Genomic DNA, 15,177 nt, shown 5'->3' with positions numbered 1-15,177 from the left:
ATTGTGCTTATAGAGTATTATAGCGTGGAAAAATGATTAAAAACCTTGAAAATCACCAAAAATTGGTGAGATAACACGTGTTAACCATTTCATTCCGTCTACAAACAATAATATTCCCATCACAATCATAAAAAATCCGCCAATTTTCGTCCACTGCACACTATACTTTTTAAGCATATTCCAATGAGAAATAAAAACGGATAAAAAAATAAATGGGAGTGCAAATCCGATAATATATGCACCTAAATAAAGTAAGCTTGTTTCTGGATGCAGGCTTGCTAAAGATAGAACTGCTGCTAGAATCGGTCCGTTGCAGGGAGTCCACCCTGCCGCAAAACTTAATCCAATCAAAATAGATCCTAGATAACCAGTTGGTCTTGTCTTAAAAGAAAACCGATATTCTTTCATTAACCATTTAGGCTTTATTAATCCAATGATAGTAAGACCAAAGAATATGATGATAAGTGAACCAATTTTTCTTATCTCTTCTTGATATACTTTAAAATATTCTCCGATCAAGGAGGAACCAAAACCAAGGGCGATAAAAATAATCGAAAACCCTAAAAGAAATAGAATTGTATGTAGAAAACTAGCATTATTAAGTATTTTCCCCTCTTTTAACTCCCCGCTAGACATTCCGGTAATATAGGATAAATAGGCAGGATATAATGGTAAACAGCATGGAGAAATAAAACTCAAAAAACCTGCGCCTAATGCAATAAAAAAATTTATATCTACCACTATTTATCTCTCCTCTCTCCAATTCCTATAACTATATGCTTGTACAGTCTATTTATGTATCTTTGCGATATTTTTGCATTTACTTCCAAAAATAGATATAATTAAGTAAATTAATTTCCACTATTAACATTTATTAAATAACAGAATTTAGACGGAAAGGAAAATTAACCATGCTAAAAAAGCAATTGCTTACTCAAATTGAATTAAAGCGTACAGAGCTTATTGAGATTGCTATGAAACATGGTTTTTCATCTTCCTCAGCCATTATATGCAGTCAAGAATTAGATGTATTACTAAATAAATATAATGAAATAAATCTCAAAAATGAGTTTCCTGCTTTCCGAGAATCAAAAAAACAATGGAATATGTAAAAGAGAAAGAAACAAAAAAACCGAAGTTCACTGCTAAATTAGCGAACTTCGGTTTAATTTTGTACTGCTAAAGCGAAACCAAATATCTATGTTAGTTCCACTTTATCTTCTACTGTCTCTTCAATAGAATCGGCAGCTCCATTTTGTAGTAGATACATTTTATAATACAATCCTTTTTGTTGCAGAAGTTGTTGATGGTTACCCTTTTCCACAATGTTCCCTTTGTGAAGCACTAAGATTAAATCTGCATCTTGAATGGTAGAAAGGCGATGAGCGATGGCGATGGTTGTTCTGCCTTTACGCATTTTCGATAATGCAAGTTGAATAGCTTCTTCCGTTTCTGTATCAATATTGGCTGTTGCTTCATCCAATATTAGTACTTTCGGATTTGTCAAAATGGTTCTCGCAAATGCAATAAGCTGGCGCTGTCCACTTGAAAAAGCAGAACCTCTTTCTACCACTTTATGATTATATTGATCTTCTAGCTTTTCAATGAATTGATTAGCTTGCACAAACTTAGCTGCTTCGATAACTTCTTTCTCCGTTACTTCCTTATTATATAAACGAATATTATCTGTTACTGTTCCATAAAATAGGAATGGATCTTGAAGTACTAACCCCATTTTTTCCCTAAGTTCTCTTTTACTGAAAGACTTTAATGATTTGCCGTCAATCAGAATTTCCCCTTTTCCAAAATCGTAAAACCGCATAAGTAGATTGACAATAGAACTCTTTCCACTTCCTGTATGTCCTACTAATGCAACAGTTTCCCCTTCTTTAGCCGTAAATGAAATGTTTTTCAACACATCTTGTTTCCCATCATAAGAAAAGGTGACATCCTTAAATTCTATCACACCATTTTCAATTTTATTTTTGCTATCAGAAACGAGAGTTGGCTCCATATCTTCTTCATCTAATACGGTAAATACGCGAAAGGCAGATACAATTGCTTGTTGATAAAGTGATAGGCGCATCATCATATTATTGACTGGCTCAAAAAAACGATCTAAATAACTTACAAAGGCATATAATACCCCAATTTCAATCGGATTGTTAAAAGAAGATATTCCAAAATAGCTTAAAACAAGAATAAGCCCAAGTACGTAAACAAGGTCAATGGCAGGTCTGAGGAGTAACCCTTCTAACTTGATATTACGCATTCCTGCTTGATAGTGCTTAGTATTAATATCATCGAACTCATTTTTCAATCTTCTTTCTTGTCTAAATACTTGGATTATATTCATTCCTTGTAAAGATTCACTAAGTTTTGCATTTAATTGGCTTAATCGTTCTCTTATATCTTGGTAGAAGCTTGAGCTATATTTCCGATACGTATAAATAATAAATCCTAAGATTAGCAGTAAAATTAAACAGATTGCCCCAAGCTTAACATTCAAAACAAACATAGCAATAATAATACCGAAAATCATAAATCCGCTTTGAATAAAAGTCGCAAGGACACTGACAAACATATCTTTAATTGCTTCTGTATCATTTGTTACTCTGGAGACGATACTTCCAGCGGGTATTTTGTCAAAATAGCGGAGTCCAAGTGTATGAATCTTCGAAAATATATCAACGCGAAGCTGTTGAATAATATATAAAGCAATTTCTTGAAACTTATATAATTGAAAATACATAATGACTACATTCATTATTTGGATAAAAATATAGGTAATTCCCAAAACAGTTAATGGCTGAACCGCTAAATTTCTTGGTGTTAAGTAATCATCTATAAAGACTTTAATTAAGTAGGGGCCTGCTAATTCGCCCAATGTCGATAAAATTAAGAGACCGAATGCAATCATAACCGCTTTTTTATGTGGTTTTATATAACCTAGTAATCGAAATAATACTTTTCTTTGCTGTTCACTTGTGAGTTTAATTGTTTTATCCATTTGTATCCCCCATGCTTACCATTACTTCTAAAGCCTGACGATGGTACATTTCTTTATACCAGCCGCTTTCCTTTACAAGCTGTTGATGGTTCCCGCTTTGAATAATTTCCCCTTCATCTAATACGATAATAAGGTCGGCATGTTCAATAGCGCTTAGTCGATGGGAAGTGATAATCGTTGTTTTGCCTTCCCTATTTTCCTTTAGGGCTGTCAAAATATTTTCTTCCGTTTTTGCATCCACTGCTGATAAAGAATCATCCAAAATAAGTATTTCCGGATTCATCAGGAGTGCTCTCGCAATCGAAATACGTTGTTTCTGCCCCCCAGATAAAGATACTCCTCTTTCACCAACTACCGTATTATAACCGTCTGTGAATCCAAGAATATCATCATGAATATTTGCTAATACAGCAGCCTGATGGATTTCTTCCTCTGAAATATTGGGATTAGTAAAGGCAATATTCTCGCGGATACTGGCAGAAAATAGAAAGTGTTCCTGTGGTACATATCCAATGGACACTCGCAATGCATCCAAATCTATTTCTTTTATTTCTGTTCCATTAATCATAATTCTTCCGTCATAATGATCATATTCTCGAAATAACAATTTTAAAAGCGTCGTTTTTCCAGCTCCTGTTTTGCCGACAATCCCTAATGTCTGCCCTCTTTTTAAACAAAAGTGAATATTTTTCAGAACATCGATTTTATGGTTATAAGAGAAAGATTTTAAATCATACACAATATCCCCAGCTGGCGCCGTTGTGATAGCTGTAGGCTTATTGATAATATCGACCTTGGTTTCCAATAATGCCGTAACTCGGTCATATGAAGCTCTCCCTCTCTCCATAATATTAAAAAGCCATCCAAACGCAAGCATTGGCCATATTAACAGACCAAGATAAGTAGTAAAAGAAACGAGCTGTCCTAAACTAAGTTCTCCAGTAATAACATACCGGGATCCAAATACAATTGCCAAAAAGAAAGAAATACTGACAATAATAGATATTGTAGGATCGTATAGGGCATCGACCCTAGCTACTTTAATATTTTTATCAACTACCTCAAGTGAGGACCTGCGAAAGTCTTCGACATCTTCTTTGTCTTGCCCAAAGGTTTTTAGGACTTTTATTCCAGAAATGCTTTCTTGCGTTTTATCATTTAACGATGAAAAAGCAGCCTGGGCTTGATGAAAGTACTTATGTATTAAAGAACCATAATAGCTTGTTAATACAGCCATTAACGGCATTGGCAATAAACATATAAGGGTAAGCTTCCAGCTGATCGTTGTAGCCATTGCAATAATAACAAAGCCACCTGTTGCCAATGAATCTACTAAAGTGAGCACCCCTTGCCCTGCTGTCTGTTGAATCGCCTGTATATCATTTGTTGCATGTGCCATTAAATCTCCAGTACGATTTCGCTGATAGAAAGACTGAGACATTTTTGTAAAATGACTATACAGCTGATTTCTCAATAATCTTCCTAGCTTTACAGCGGACCCGAATATCATTACCCGCCAATAATAACGAAGTACATACATTGCTAATGCCGAAACAATTAAAACGCCTATCCACTGTAAGAAATTGCTCCAATTTAATGTTCTGCCTTGAATATGATCAACGACTATCCCAACTATTTTCGGAGGTATCAACTGAAGGATTGCAACTAAAATCAACAGAAAGACCCCACCAACATAGGATTTCTTCTCCTGTATAAAATACCATTTTAAATTTAAAAAAACTTTCAAACCATACACACCCTCTTATCTATTGGCAACTAAATATGTAAAAATACCCTTCACTAGTTTAGCAAAATATTTAGGAACTGGAAAGAAATTTTATTATATTTTCAAAATATTTAATGGAGTGAAAATATTAGTTCATCTTCCCAGCATTTATTGGTATTGCTGACATAACACCTCTTATTTTGCTTGAATGGCTTTCTTCTAAATTATTCGCCTCCTTCCCCCCTTTGCGAATATACGTTCGTATACATCTTAAGTTTAATATCGTCATAAGTTATCTGTCAACTATAACAGAACTTTCGTTCGAATATTTCGAAACTGATCTACTGAATTTTTTATTTCCCTGACGGAAATTTCAGAATTTATGATATAATTTAAAGGATATTGTTTTAGATTGATTTTTCAAATTGTATAAAAGGGGGCGTTCATTATGATGAATAGAAAATTGATGATAGTTAACAAAATCCAAGGGGAAACGCCTAATTAATAATAGGATGGATTCCCCATTTTGAGAGGGGAAAAGAATTGAATCCTGTAGATGTAAAGCTTGTTAGCTTAAATGAAAATAATTGGTATAGATGTTGTGAATTGAAAGTTTCCGAGGAACAAGAAAAATATATCGAACCAAATGCTATTTCCATCGCCCAGTCCAAGTTTGAACCTACTTTACAACCATATGCCATCTATTTTGCGGAGAAAATAGTAGGTTTCTTAATGTTTAACACTGTAAAAGAGGAACTAGATGGTCATTGGATATACAGAATAATGGTTGACAGAGAATATCAAGGAAAAGGCATTGGCCAAGCAGCTACTCTATTAATGATAGATGAAATGAAGAAACTAGTCACTGTAGAAAAAATTGCCGTTGGCTACCATCCTGAAAATAAATCTGCACATCACTTATATTCCCGTTTAGGTTTTCAAGATTTAGGGAACAGATTCGGCAAAGAAATGGCTGTTATCAAAAATATTGTGATTAAATGAAGGCATAGCTGATATATATGTAATCCCACAGAATTAAAGCCGAACAATTACAATTTTTTTGTGATTGTTCGGCATATTTAATCACTTAAAAAGCGCAATTTCCAGCTGCAATAGAGCAAGGCTGTCTTCATTAGGTATCTTTCACATGATTGATGAATCTACTGAACTTTTTGTCATATTTTGCGGTTTCCGGGGAAATGATAAGTTGATTCCATCATGTCTTGTCGTCCTCTGCCTTGAAATTTTGTCTTCTTTTTATTGAATTTTTATCAAAATACAAATAAACCACTTTCTTCATATTTAATCAGAAAAAAGTGGTTTAGAAATTTTGAAGAGAATTACCATTTATTTATAAATAATGACAGAATCCTCTCTTCTCAAAACAGAAAAATAGGCTTGCTTTAAAGCTTGTCCTATTATTTCCCTTGTTGTTTGTTCATTGCTGCCATCATTTGGTTGATCTTCTTTTGCGAAGGTTTCATAAAAAATCAATTATAATCTATAAAAATGTTGATATACCAAGGTTTTATTATCTATTCAATTCTACTAATCTATTATGAAAAATATACCACGATTAATATAGCTTGCCCATAGAGACCTTAAAAAACTGACTAACTTTTATTTATTTTTCTTTTTAACAAGAAATAGACGGTATTGTAATTTTGATAACATCTTCAGAATTTTATTCTCGTGTCCTTAAAAAGCATTCCCTATATCTTTTAACATATTCAATATTAACGGACTGATTTGAATCAATACATAACCTAATCCAACATTCATTATCAAACTCCATCCCTTCTCACTCTTTCCAAGCATAAAAAAGAAACATCCACCTACAATAATTACTGAAGCAACTGAAATAGATAGCGCAACTAGGACATCAACTAACGGATCTAAAGCATGTGCTAGTGCTTCCATTGTAGTATGACCAGCAAACTCAGTAGCTGCATTAACTGGAACAGATGCAGGTCTAGCAGCAAAGGCAGATTTAGCTAATAATAAAAGGATTGAGATGGAAGTGCCTACTCGCCTAACTACCTTCCTAAATCACTATTTTCACTACTTTTTTTGGATGCGTAGTATTTATCTTTTTTTGTAATTTCTACTCATAAAGTCGCTAAAAGCGATAGTCTCCATTATAATCTTTCCCTTTAAGTAACCTCGATTCAAAATTGAATCCGGCTGATTTCTAATAGTTACTTTTATAATTATAAGTTGACATCTTTTTTTGTTAAGTGTCCATATTAACATTTAAAACATACTTTATCCTTAGTTTTTTTTTTACATTATTTTCAAAATAAAAAGCCCTTAATGGGCTAAAAGGTTAAAATCCCTGTTTAATTGCAATCTTCCTATTTTATAAATTAACATATAAATTAATAGTCTTCTTCCTCAGCGTCATTAGAGTACATTTCTCTATCAGCTTGTATCCACTTAATAATATCTTTCTTGTTTTTCGGGTAAGACTTCTCTAGCTCCTTGTATTCCTCTAGAATATCATGTCCCTTTTTGGTTAATCTCGCTGGCTTCAAAGAGAAAAACGTATCCATTCTAAGTACTCTTTCAACATATCCTCCTTTTTCCAAATCAAATATAAAATTTTCAAATTCTCTCTGCTTAAAACCATAGTCTTCTGCAGTCGGTAAAGATGCACCTTTATCAATTTCTCTTAATACACTATAAATAACTCTCATAGAATATCCCTCCTATATTTAAAATACCCCTCACAATTTAAGAAAATATCTACTAGTATTTTACAATATATGTTAATATAATTACAAAAGTTTCTTAGTAAATATTACCAATTTCGGAGGACGTAATGAAGAATAAAAGTATAAAATTCCTTTTAGTAACCATATCTATAGTTTTTTAATGTTTCTCTTTATTACCATCAAGTATTTCCGCAAACGAAAATCAAATCCGGAATAATACGGTTCCAGTTAGCAATCAATTAAAAATTACTTTTGGAACTATTGACAAAGAAACATCCTCTTTAATCTTAGGAGAACAAATTACTCCACTCTCATTGAATGGCTATTTAGATGATTTGATATTATCAAGTGATGATATTAACGCATCTTATGAATTAGTTTCTCTTGAGCCAAGTGAATTACAAGAAATAAAAAATCTCAATCCTAAATTTAAACCAACCAATGGTTTACTATTAAACTATACTGATTTGGAAGGCAATATCCAACAAGTAAAATACTATCTATCTACTTAGTTAATAGAAGCTCCAATTAATTCTGATGTCAGTTTGTTCGCAGTAGATACAATTTTTGATATTGCTAGTTTTCTTTATCTTTAAAAGAATACAAGAAGAACAAAACTTTTTGGAATGGTTTTTGGGTAGTTGCTGATGGAGCCGCTGTTGTATTCCCAGGTATACCTGCTGTAAGTGGCGTTAAGAGAATGATAGAAGGTAGCACTACTGTACTTAAACCTGCGCTATCTAAAGGTATAAGAAAATATAGCACTCTACAAAATATTTCTGCTCCTAAAAATTATAAAGGAAAAGGATGGGAAAGACATCATATTTTTGAAAAGAGATTTGCTAGTAAATTAGGTACAAGTAGTGGTAAAATGTTAGCTATTTTCATACCAAAATACAATTATCACTACCAAATCACTCAAAGAATGAGTAAGAAGATTCCTTGGTATACCGCTCCACGAAAGACTAAAAAGCAAATTATACAAGCACATATTGACGATTACGGTGAATTATGGGCAGAAAGTGGTTTTGCTGATGAATATTGGGAATTCTTATATAAATTTTCTAAGTATAAACAATATGATTAATTAATATTTTCAAGCTGACTTTAGAGTGAATAAAATTCTAAAGTCAGCCATTTCAATATAAGATAAAAGTCTATTGACGATTAATAAAAGACAATGAAATTCAATTGTCTTAAATAGTGTATTAAAATCATCATGCATCATTAGGTTGAGCATCTAATTTGTTATTCATAGAGATAAGTAAATTAACTAATGTACTTGCAGTGATATATATACTCATTCAAAACATCTACCAAAAACAAAATAAAACCACCTCTCTGCTGAAGTTTTCATACAGATTAGTGGTTTCGAATAGATAATAAGAAAAATCAACCACTTCCATTCAAATTGATAGATGAAAAATTCACTCTACAACCTTGGAATCAGAAAAAAGTGGTTTAGAAATTTTGATGAGAATTACCATTTATTTATAAATAATGACAGAATCCTCTCTTCTCAAAACAGAAAAATAGGCTTGCTTTAAAGCTTGTCCTATTATTTCCCTTGTTGTTTGTTCATTGCTGCCATCATTTGGTTGATTTTCTTTTGAGAAGGTTTCATTCCCATTTGCATCATCATCATTTTTAACATTTGTTCATTAATTGGTGGGTTTTTCTTTAAGTAGTTCATCATGTATTTACGCGCAATAAAAAATCCGATAACGATACCGGCGATTAGTGCTACGACAATACTTAACCAAGCGTACCAAGGCATATCTTTTTTCCTCCTTCATGTTGTCTATACTTTAGTGTACTAGACCAGATAATATTATACAATATCTGTTACAGAATTTCTCCATTTTAGACAAAATTTCTTTCCTTAATTGGTTTTAACCAGCCAAATCGGCCATTTTCCACATCAATTGCTAAGAAAGAAGGTTCGTATTTCCGAATAATTTCAAAGAAAATGGATTCCGCATCATAGTAACCCTTTGCTTCTATAAATAAAGAATTATCTTTTATCGTTAATGTTGCACTGCTTAAATTTCCGTTTTCAATATAAAAAGTACCATCTTTATATTGGAAGCTCTTGTTTCTCTGTAAAGCGGAGTATAGTTGATTTTCGATCATCCATCTAGAAATAGGAAGCGTAATAAAATCCACTTGTTTTTGCAGTATCTCCTTTAATGGTCCATCGTTTGTTTTAGTATGATCCGAAAATAAATTGTAAAACAAACGTTCTCTACCATTATAGTGAATAGCGATTTTTTCTTTAATTAAATACAATTGATATCTTCTCATACTGAATCTTCACCAACCTGTCCACTTCTTTTCCTTCTATTATAAAGAAGGATATCTCCAAGATGTGTCTCAAGGTGTTAAAAAAACAGACTTATTTTGTCGAACGAAGAAAATAGGATGGAATGGAAAATGCAATCCCCCCATTGGTTGGTGAAGAATCCTTTTCCAGCCATCCTTGACGAGTTAACTTTCTAGTAATGATTTTAACCGTTTGACCACATTGGACACTGTAAATCCATATTCCTCTAGTACTTTATTTCCTGGCGCAGATGCTCCAAATGTTTCGATTGAAAGAACATCTCCTTCCTCTCCAACATATTTATGCCAGCCGAGAGAACTTCCCATTTCGATTGCTAATCTTTTCTTTACGTTTTTTGGAATAACGGCCTCTTTATATTCTTTAGATTGCTGTTCAAAGCGGTCCCATGCTGGTAAACTGACAACAGAAATATTGATTCCGTCTTTTTCTAATTCTTTTTGTGCTTCAACTGCTAAGCCAACTTCTGAACCTGCTGCTATTAATAATGCATCAGGGGTTTCCGTTTTAGAAGGAGAAATAATATATCCACCTTTCGATACACCTTCGTATGCATTATCTTTTGTCCCTTTAATAGTCGGTAAATTTTGTCTAGTTAAGACTAAAGCAGTTGGCTTATTTGTAGACTCAAGTGCAATTTTCCAAGCAGCAGCTGTTTCGTTTCCATCCGCTGGACGAATGACAGAAAGATTAGGCATTGCTCTTAAAGAAGCTAATTGCTCAACAGGTTCATGAGTTGGTCCATCTTCACCTACCGCAATACTATCATGTGTGAAAACATACGTTACTGGTAGTCCCATCAAAGCAGCGAGACGGATCGCAGGTCTTAAATAATCAGAGAATACAAAGAAAGTACCACCAAATATTTTTAATCCCCCATGAAGGGCAATTCCATTCAAAGCTGCGCCCATCGCAAATTCTCTAACGCCAAACCATATGTTTCTTCCTTCAGGCGTTTCAGGAGTAAAATCCTTTCCTCCCTTAATCATTGTATTATTACTTCCAGCTAAATCGGCAGATCCTCCAAGTAAAAATGGCAGCTCTTTTGAAATGCTATTGATTACTTCTCCGGAAGAGGCACGACTTGCTAGACTGCTGCCTTCCTCATATACAGGTATTTGACGATCCCAATCTTGTGGTAAAGTATCTGCTAGAGCAGTTTTTAATTGTTCAGCTAGTTCCGGAAATTCCTTTTCATAATTTGCAAAAAGTTCTTTCCATTCCTGTTCTTTTTTCTCACCATTCATTAAGACTTTTTCTTTAAAATGATTATAAACTTCCTCTGGTACATAAAAGTCTTCATCAAACGTCCAATTATAGGCTTCCTTCGTTAATTTTAACTCCTCAGCACCAAGTGGAGCTCCATGAACTAATGATTTTCCAGCTTTATTTGGTGCACCAAAACCAATAATCGTTTTCACTTCAATTAATGTAGGTTTTGATTGATCTTTCTTTGCTTCTTCTATTGCTTTTGCAATTTGGTCAGTATCATTACCATCATCGACACGAATATATTGCCATCCATACGCTTTAAATCGCTGTTCTACACTTTCGGAAAACGATTTGTCCAAATCACCATCTAAAGAAATATCGTTGGAATCATATAGCACAACTAATTTCCCTAACTGTAAATGTCCAGCTAGAGAAGCCGCTTCTGCAGATACTCCTTCCATTAAGTCCCCATCACCACAAATACTGTATGTAAAGTGATCGACAATTGGATAATTATTTTTATTATATACACCTGCCAAATGTTTTTCTGCAAGTGCCATACCAACGGCCATCGCAATTCCTTGTCCTAAGGGTCCAGTTGTAGCATCCACTCCTGCGGTATGTCCATACTCTGGATGTCCTGGTGTTTTGCTTCCCCACTGTCTAAACCCCTTTAAATCATCAAGGGATAAATCATAGCCTGATAAATGTAATAAGCTATATAGTAAAGCAGAGCCATGTCCTGCAGATAAAACAAAGCGGTCTCGATTAAACCACTCTGGATTTTTAGGGTTATGATTCATAAAAGATGTCCATAAAGTATAAGCCATCGGTGCTGCACCCATCGGCATTCCTGGATGGCCTGATTTAGCTTTTTCGATTGTGTCAATAGAAAGTGTTCTAATTGAAGCAATAGATAAATGATCTAATTTTGTATTCAATGTTCAACATCCTCTCATTTTCTTGATTTTAGTAGCCAATATGATTCTTTTTCTATATATGTACACTAGAAAGAAGCACCACTATATAATTTCGACATTTATTTTGTATTTTACCCATAAATTCCTTTAGAAAACATAAAAAAACCTTAACATATAAATGTTAAGGCTAGAGTTAAAGGGAAAAATTAGTGTAATTTCTTTTTATTTTGAATATCTTTAATCTTTTGAGGTGTTACATCCGTTCCATTTGGATCAAGAATTTTTACATTTTCAATTGTATTTACCATAGTTGAACGAAAATTTTTTAAATAATCTGCGCGTAATTTTGTTTGTTCTTTTGCTTCTTCAAGCGTTAAGCCTGTTTCCTTTTTCTTTTTTGCAAGTTCATTTATACGATCAAGTTTATTTTTAGGATACATATTATACTCCTTTTATTAAATTTTTCATGATTGTGTGATAAGATAACTTGTCTTACCATAGTCAATAACGCACTAACTGTGTGTTTTAATTTAAGCTGTAATAAAATAAAAAAGCCCAGTTTACTTGTAACTGGCTTGATGAAATCCATTATAACATAAATAAAAGCAGTTTCCTATTGAAAAGACTGACATGAAGATTTCTGCATTACTTTTCTTTTCTTTGCTCTATATAGTCTTGATATCTCCTATGAATAGTAGCTTTAGAAAAGCTATAGCCTAATCCTTTTAATGTAGAAGTTATTTCTGCAAAAGTTAACCCATTTTGCTTTAATTTCACCACTTCTTCAATAGGAACATCTATCTTCTGCCTTCCTGAATGATCTCCTAAGTTTTTTAAGTTTCTATCTGGGCGATATCCATTTTCTACAGCTCTTTTCATTCCTCTTTTTATTTTTAAATTATGTATCTTTCGCTGATATTCTTCTACAATACTTACAATTTTTAATACCATTTCATCTGCTTCAGAAAGTGTAAGTTCTCCAGAAGAGGAAACACTATAAACTTTAATATTTTCCTTTAATATACAATGTAAAATCGCTATTCTAGCATTTCCCCTGCCTAATCTTGTCTCATCTTGTATAAGAATAGACGAAATATCCTTTTCCTTTATCCGCGATAAAAGGTCCAATAATCCTTCTCTATCTAAATCGTATCCACTTGCTCTTTCGGAGATTATTTCTTTCACTTCAAAGCCCATTTTACTTGCCAATTGTAATAATTCCTCTTCCTGTCGCTCAAGAGAAGTAGTCTGTTCTTCTTTATCTGTACTTACTCGACAATAGATAATCGCATTCTTTTCCTTATTCATTACTATTATTAGTCCTTTTCTATTATTCTGATGCCAACATTAGTTGATGATCCTCTTCACGTACTGGGATGAGTATTTCTTTTCCTGCCGAAATACTATTTGCAGAGATATTGTTTTGTTGTTCTACCCATTTAATAAATTGTTTTTTTGACATATTATAAGAGCCTGCATATTCATTAGATATTTCCCAGAGAGTTTCCCCATTTTTCACAGTAACGGATACATATTTGCTAGAATCTGCTTCACCCGTATTAATTACAATTATAATACACGCTATAAAACCACAAATTAAAAGAATAATAGTATATGAATATTTTTCCCACAATTTAGACATCTATAATTCCACCTTTTTTTAGAATGTATGTTCGTTTATGAATCTAGTTTAATACGAACAAACGTTTCCTGTCAACAATAAAATAGAACTTATGTTTGTATCCTATTCTTAAACATGCTATAATTATGACAAGAATAAAATAACGAGGTGCATATAATGCAGAAGCTTTCAAAGAGGCAATTAGACATACTAGAATACATAAAAGAAGAAGTAAAGCTAAAAGGATATCCCCCTTCTGTACGTGAGATTGCAGAAGCTGTTGGTCTTGCATCGAGCTCTACGGTTCATGGCCACTTGGCAAGATTAGAAAGTAAAGGATTAATTCGTCGAGATCCAACGAAACCTAGAGCGATTGAGATTTTGGATCTTGAAGAAAGCAATATACCAAAATATAATATTATTAATGTGCCTGTGGTCGGAAAAGTAACAGCGGGTATGCCTATTACAGCAATTGAAAATGTAGAAGAATATTTTCCACTGCCTGAAAGATTAGCACCTAGTGACGAACAAATATTCATGCTCGAAGTTATGGGAGAAAGTATGATTGAGGCTGGAATCTTAGATGGTGATTATGTAATTGTAAGGCAGCAGCATTCAGCTAATAACGGAGATATAGTAGTGGCAATGACAGAGGAAGATGAAGCTACTGTTAAAAGATTCTTTAAAGAACGCGATTTTATTCGCCTTCAGCCAGAGAATAGCACAATGGAACCGATTATCCTGCGAAATGTAAGCATTCTTGGAAAAGTAATTGGTGTATATCGTCATATTCAATAATATTTAAAAGTAGAATGGAAGACTGGAAATAGAGAAGGTTTATCACTATGTGGTAAGCCTTCTTTAACTATGTAATTCCCTTAAAAGCTACTAAATCCTTCTCATATTAAAATTCTAAAACATGTTATTGTGATTATATTGCGCGATTATCCTTTTAGCTAATAAATAAAAGAAATTTGCATCTATTATCCCTACTTTATGTTCAAATAATTTATTTTTGTTCTATCACTCCCAATCTTTACATACATCCACCCACTCCACTGCATTTCCGTAGATATAAAGTTCTTCATTGGTTAATTCAATAGCTGAATTGCTGCTGCCGCAAGCTGGAAAGACCGTACTAAATCGCTTCAATGATTCATCCAAATAGACAGGTAAATCTTCCGTTAAACCAAAAGGACAAACACCGCCTACAGCATGACCAGTTTTTTCTAAAACTTCTTCTGGTGAGAGCATCCTTGGTTTTTCCGAAAAAGCTTGTTTAAATTTTTTATTATCAATTTTGGCATCACCTGCTGCAACAATTAATATCGCATTATTGTCCTTACGAAATGACAATGTTTTTGCAATTCTTTGTGGTTCTACCCCTAATGTTTCAGCAGCCTCTAAAACAGTTGCACTAGATGTTGTAAATAGTCGTATATCTTTCTCTCTATTCCATTTACTTAAATATGCTTGTACATTTTTTAACGACAATGATTGCCACCCCTTAAAATTTTCTTAATATTATAAATATATCACTTAACTGTTCTCAGCTCAAATACTGTCACCCTTATAAAATAAAAAAGAGTCCTCTAACTAACAAAGGACACTTTATATATTGTGTGGCCACAAT

At 33.3% G+C, this 15,177-nt stretch carries 17 protein-coding genes; 4 read left to right on the top strand and 13 right to left on the bottom strand.

Features of this window, described 5'->3' with window-relative positions:
• Positions 1 to 36: 36 nt before the first annotated feature.
• The gene (locus NSQ89_RS08840; RefSeq protein WP_328283662.1) at positions 37 to 741 is read right to left on the bottom strand and encodes a cytochrome c biogenesis CcdA family protein; all 705 of its coding nucleotides are present in this window, start codon (positions 739 to 741) and stop codon (positions 37 to 39) included.
• Positions 742 to 911: 170 nt separating this feature from the next.
• On the opposite strand from NSQ89_RS08840, the gene NSQ89_RS08835 reads away from it, so the two are divergent.
• The gene (locus NSQ89_RS08835; RefSeq protein WP_047943479.1) at positions 912 to 1,112 is read left to right on the top strand and encodes an aspartyl-phosphate phosphatase Spo0E family protein; all 201 of its coding nucleotides are present in this window, start codon (positions 912 to 914) and stop codon (positions 1,110 to 1,112) included.
• An 86-nt stretch (positions 1,113 to 1,198) separates the two neighbouring features.
• Here NSQ89_RS08835 and NSQ89_RS08830 read toward each other — a convergent pair whose 3' ends face one another.
• Positions 1,199 to 3,010 carry an ABC transporter ATP-binding protein gene (locus NSQ89_RS08830; RefSeq protein WP_341132497.1) on the bottom strand — a complete coding sequence of 604 codons (1,812 nt, stop codon included), beginning with the start codon at positions 3,008 to 3,010 and terminating at the stop codon, positions 1,199 to 1,201.
• Positions 3,003 to 4,757 (bottom strand): ABC transporter ATP-binding protein, encoded by a 1,755-nt coding sequence (locus tag NSQ89_RS08825; RefSeq protein ID WP_144546025.1) that lies wholly within the window; start codon positions 4,755 to 4,757, stop codon positions 3,003 to 3,005. Before NSQ89_RS08825 ends, NSQ89_RS08830 begins: the two co-directional genes overlap by 8 nt.
• Before the next feature lie 522 nt (positions 4,758 to 5,279).
• On the opposite strand from NSQ89_RS08825, the gene NSQ89_RS08820 reads away from it, so the two are divergent.
• Complete coding sequence (locus NSQ89_RS08820; protein ID WP_095320057.1) at positions 5,280 to 5,738, top strand: GNAT family N-acetyltransferase; 459 nt, start codon at positions 5,280 to 5,282, stop codon at positions 5,736 to 5,738.
• A 345-nt stretch (positions 5,739 to 6,083) separates the two neighbouring features.
• On the opposite strand, the gene NSQ89_RS08815 is transcribed toward NSQ89_RS08820, so the two are convergent.
• The 3 genes from NSQ89_RS08815 to NSQ89_RS08805 all read right to left on the bottom strand — a co-directional run bounded on the left by NSQ89_RS08815 (position 6,084) and on the right by NSQ89_RS08805 (position 7,432).
• Entirely contained in the window at positions 6,084 to 6,230 is a 147-nt protein-coding gene (locus NSQ89_RS08815; protein ID WP_341132496.1) for a hypothetical protein, read from the bottom strand.
• Positions 6,231 to 6,434: 204 nt separating this feature from the next.
• Complete coding sequence (locus NSQ89_RS08810; protein WP_053215739.1) at positions 6,435 to 6,656, bottom strand: hypothetical protein; 222 nt, start codon at positions 6,654 to 6,656, stop codon at positions 6,435 to 6,437.
• A 458-nt stretch (positions 6,657 to 7,114) separates the two neighbouring features.
• A complete protein-coding gene (locus tag NSQ89_RS08805) occupies positions 7,115 to 7,432 on the bottom strand; it encodes a hypothetical protein (RefSeq protein ID WP_336045381.1) in 318 nt (105 codons plus the stop codon).
• A 718-nt stretch (positions 7,433 to 8,150) separates the two neighbouring features.
• Between NSQ89_RS08805 and NSQ89_RS08800 the strand changes: the two genes are divergently transcribed.
• Positions 8,151 to 8,537, top strand: a complete 387-nt coding sequence (locus NSQ89_RS08800; RefSeq protein WP_341132495.1) for a hypothetical protein — start codon at positions 8,151 to 8,153, stop codon at positions 8,535 to 8,537.
• 471 nt (positions 8,538 to 9,008) lie between these two features.
• Here NSQ89_RS08800 and NSQ89_RS08795 read toward each other — a convergent pair whose 3' ends face one another.
• From NSQ89_RS08795 to yneA, 6 genes are all read right to left on the bottom strand, one after another.
• A complete protein-coding gene (locus NSQ89_RS08795; RefSeq protein ID WP_341132494.1) occupies positions 9,009 to 9,227 on the bottom strand; it encodes a YneF family protein in 219 nt (72 codons plus the stop codon).
• 86 nt (positions 9,228 to 9,313) lie between these two features.
• A complete protein-coding gene (gene sirA, locus NSQ89_RS08790) occupies positions 9,314 to 9,754 on the bottom strand; it encodes a sporulation inhibitor of replication protein SirA (protein ID WP_047944816.1) in 441 nt (146 codons plus the stop codon).
• A 183-nt stretch (positions 9,755 to 9,937) separates the two neighbouring features.
• Positions 9,938 to 11,944: a transketolase gene (gene tkt / locus NSQ89_RS08785; protein ID WP_341132493.1), complete on the bottom strand. Its 2,007-nt coding sequence runs from the start codon at positions 11,942 to 11,944 to the stop codon at positions 9,938 to 9,940.
• 185 nt (positions 11,945 to 12,129) lie between these two features.
• Positions 12,130 to 12,363 (bottom strand): DUF896 domain-containing protein, encoded by a 234-nt coding sequence (locus NSQ89_RS08780; RefSeq protein WP_047944818.1) that lies wholly within the window; start codon positions 12,361 to 12,363, stop codon positions 12,130 to 12,132.
• Between the two features lie 205 nt (positions 12,364 to 12,568).
• Positions 12,569 to 13,231: a YneB family resolvase-like protein gene (locus NSQ89_RS08775; protein WP_047944819.1), complete on the bottom strand. Its 663-nt coding sequence runs from the start codon at positions 13,229 to 13,231 to the stop codon at positions 12,569 to 12,571.
• Between the two features lie 22 nt (positions 13,232 to 13,253).
• The gene (yneA, locus tag NSQ89_RS08770; RefSeq protein ID WP_047944820.1) at positions 13,254 to 13,565 is read right to left on the bottom strand and encodes a cell division suppressor protein YneA; all 312 of its coding nucleotides are present in this window, start codon (positions 13,563 to 13,565) and stop codon (positions 13,254 to 13,256) included.
• Positions 13,566 to 13,721: 156 nt separating this feature from the next.
• Between yneA and lexA the strand changes: the two genes are divergently transcribed.
• Positions 13,722 to 14,342, top strand: coding sequence for a transcriptional repressor LexA (gene lexA / locus NSQ89_RS08765; protein ID WP_047944821.1), 621 nt, complete (start codon positions 13,722 to 13,724; stop codon positions 14,340 to 14,342).
• A 225-nt stretch (positions 14,343 to 14,567) separates the two neighbouring features.
• Here lexA and NSQ89_RS08760 read toward each other — a convergent pair whose 3' ends face one another.
• Complete coding sequence (locus tag NSQ89_RS08760) at positions 14,568 to 15,038, bottom strand: YbaK/EbsC family protein (RefSeq protein WP_341132492.1); 471 nt, start codon at positions 15,036 to 15,038, stop codon at positions 14,568 to 14,570.
• Between the last annotated feature and the right edge of the window lie 139 nt (positions 15,039 to 15,177).

Source organism: Niallia sp. FSL R7-0648, assembly GCF_038007005.1.
GTDB lineage: Bacteria > Bacillota > Bacilli > Bacillales > Cytobacillaceae > Niallia > Niallia circulans.
This window is presented reverse-complemented; position numbering and strand designations above follow the sequence as displayed.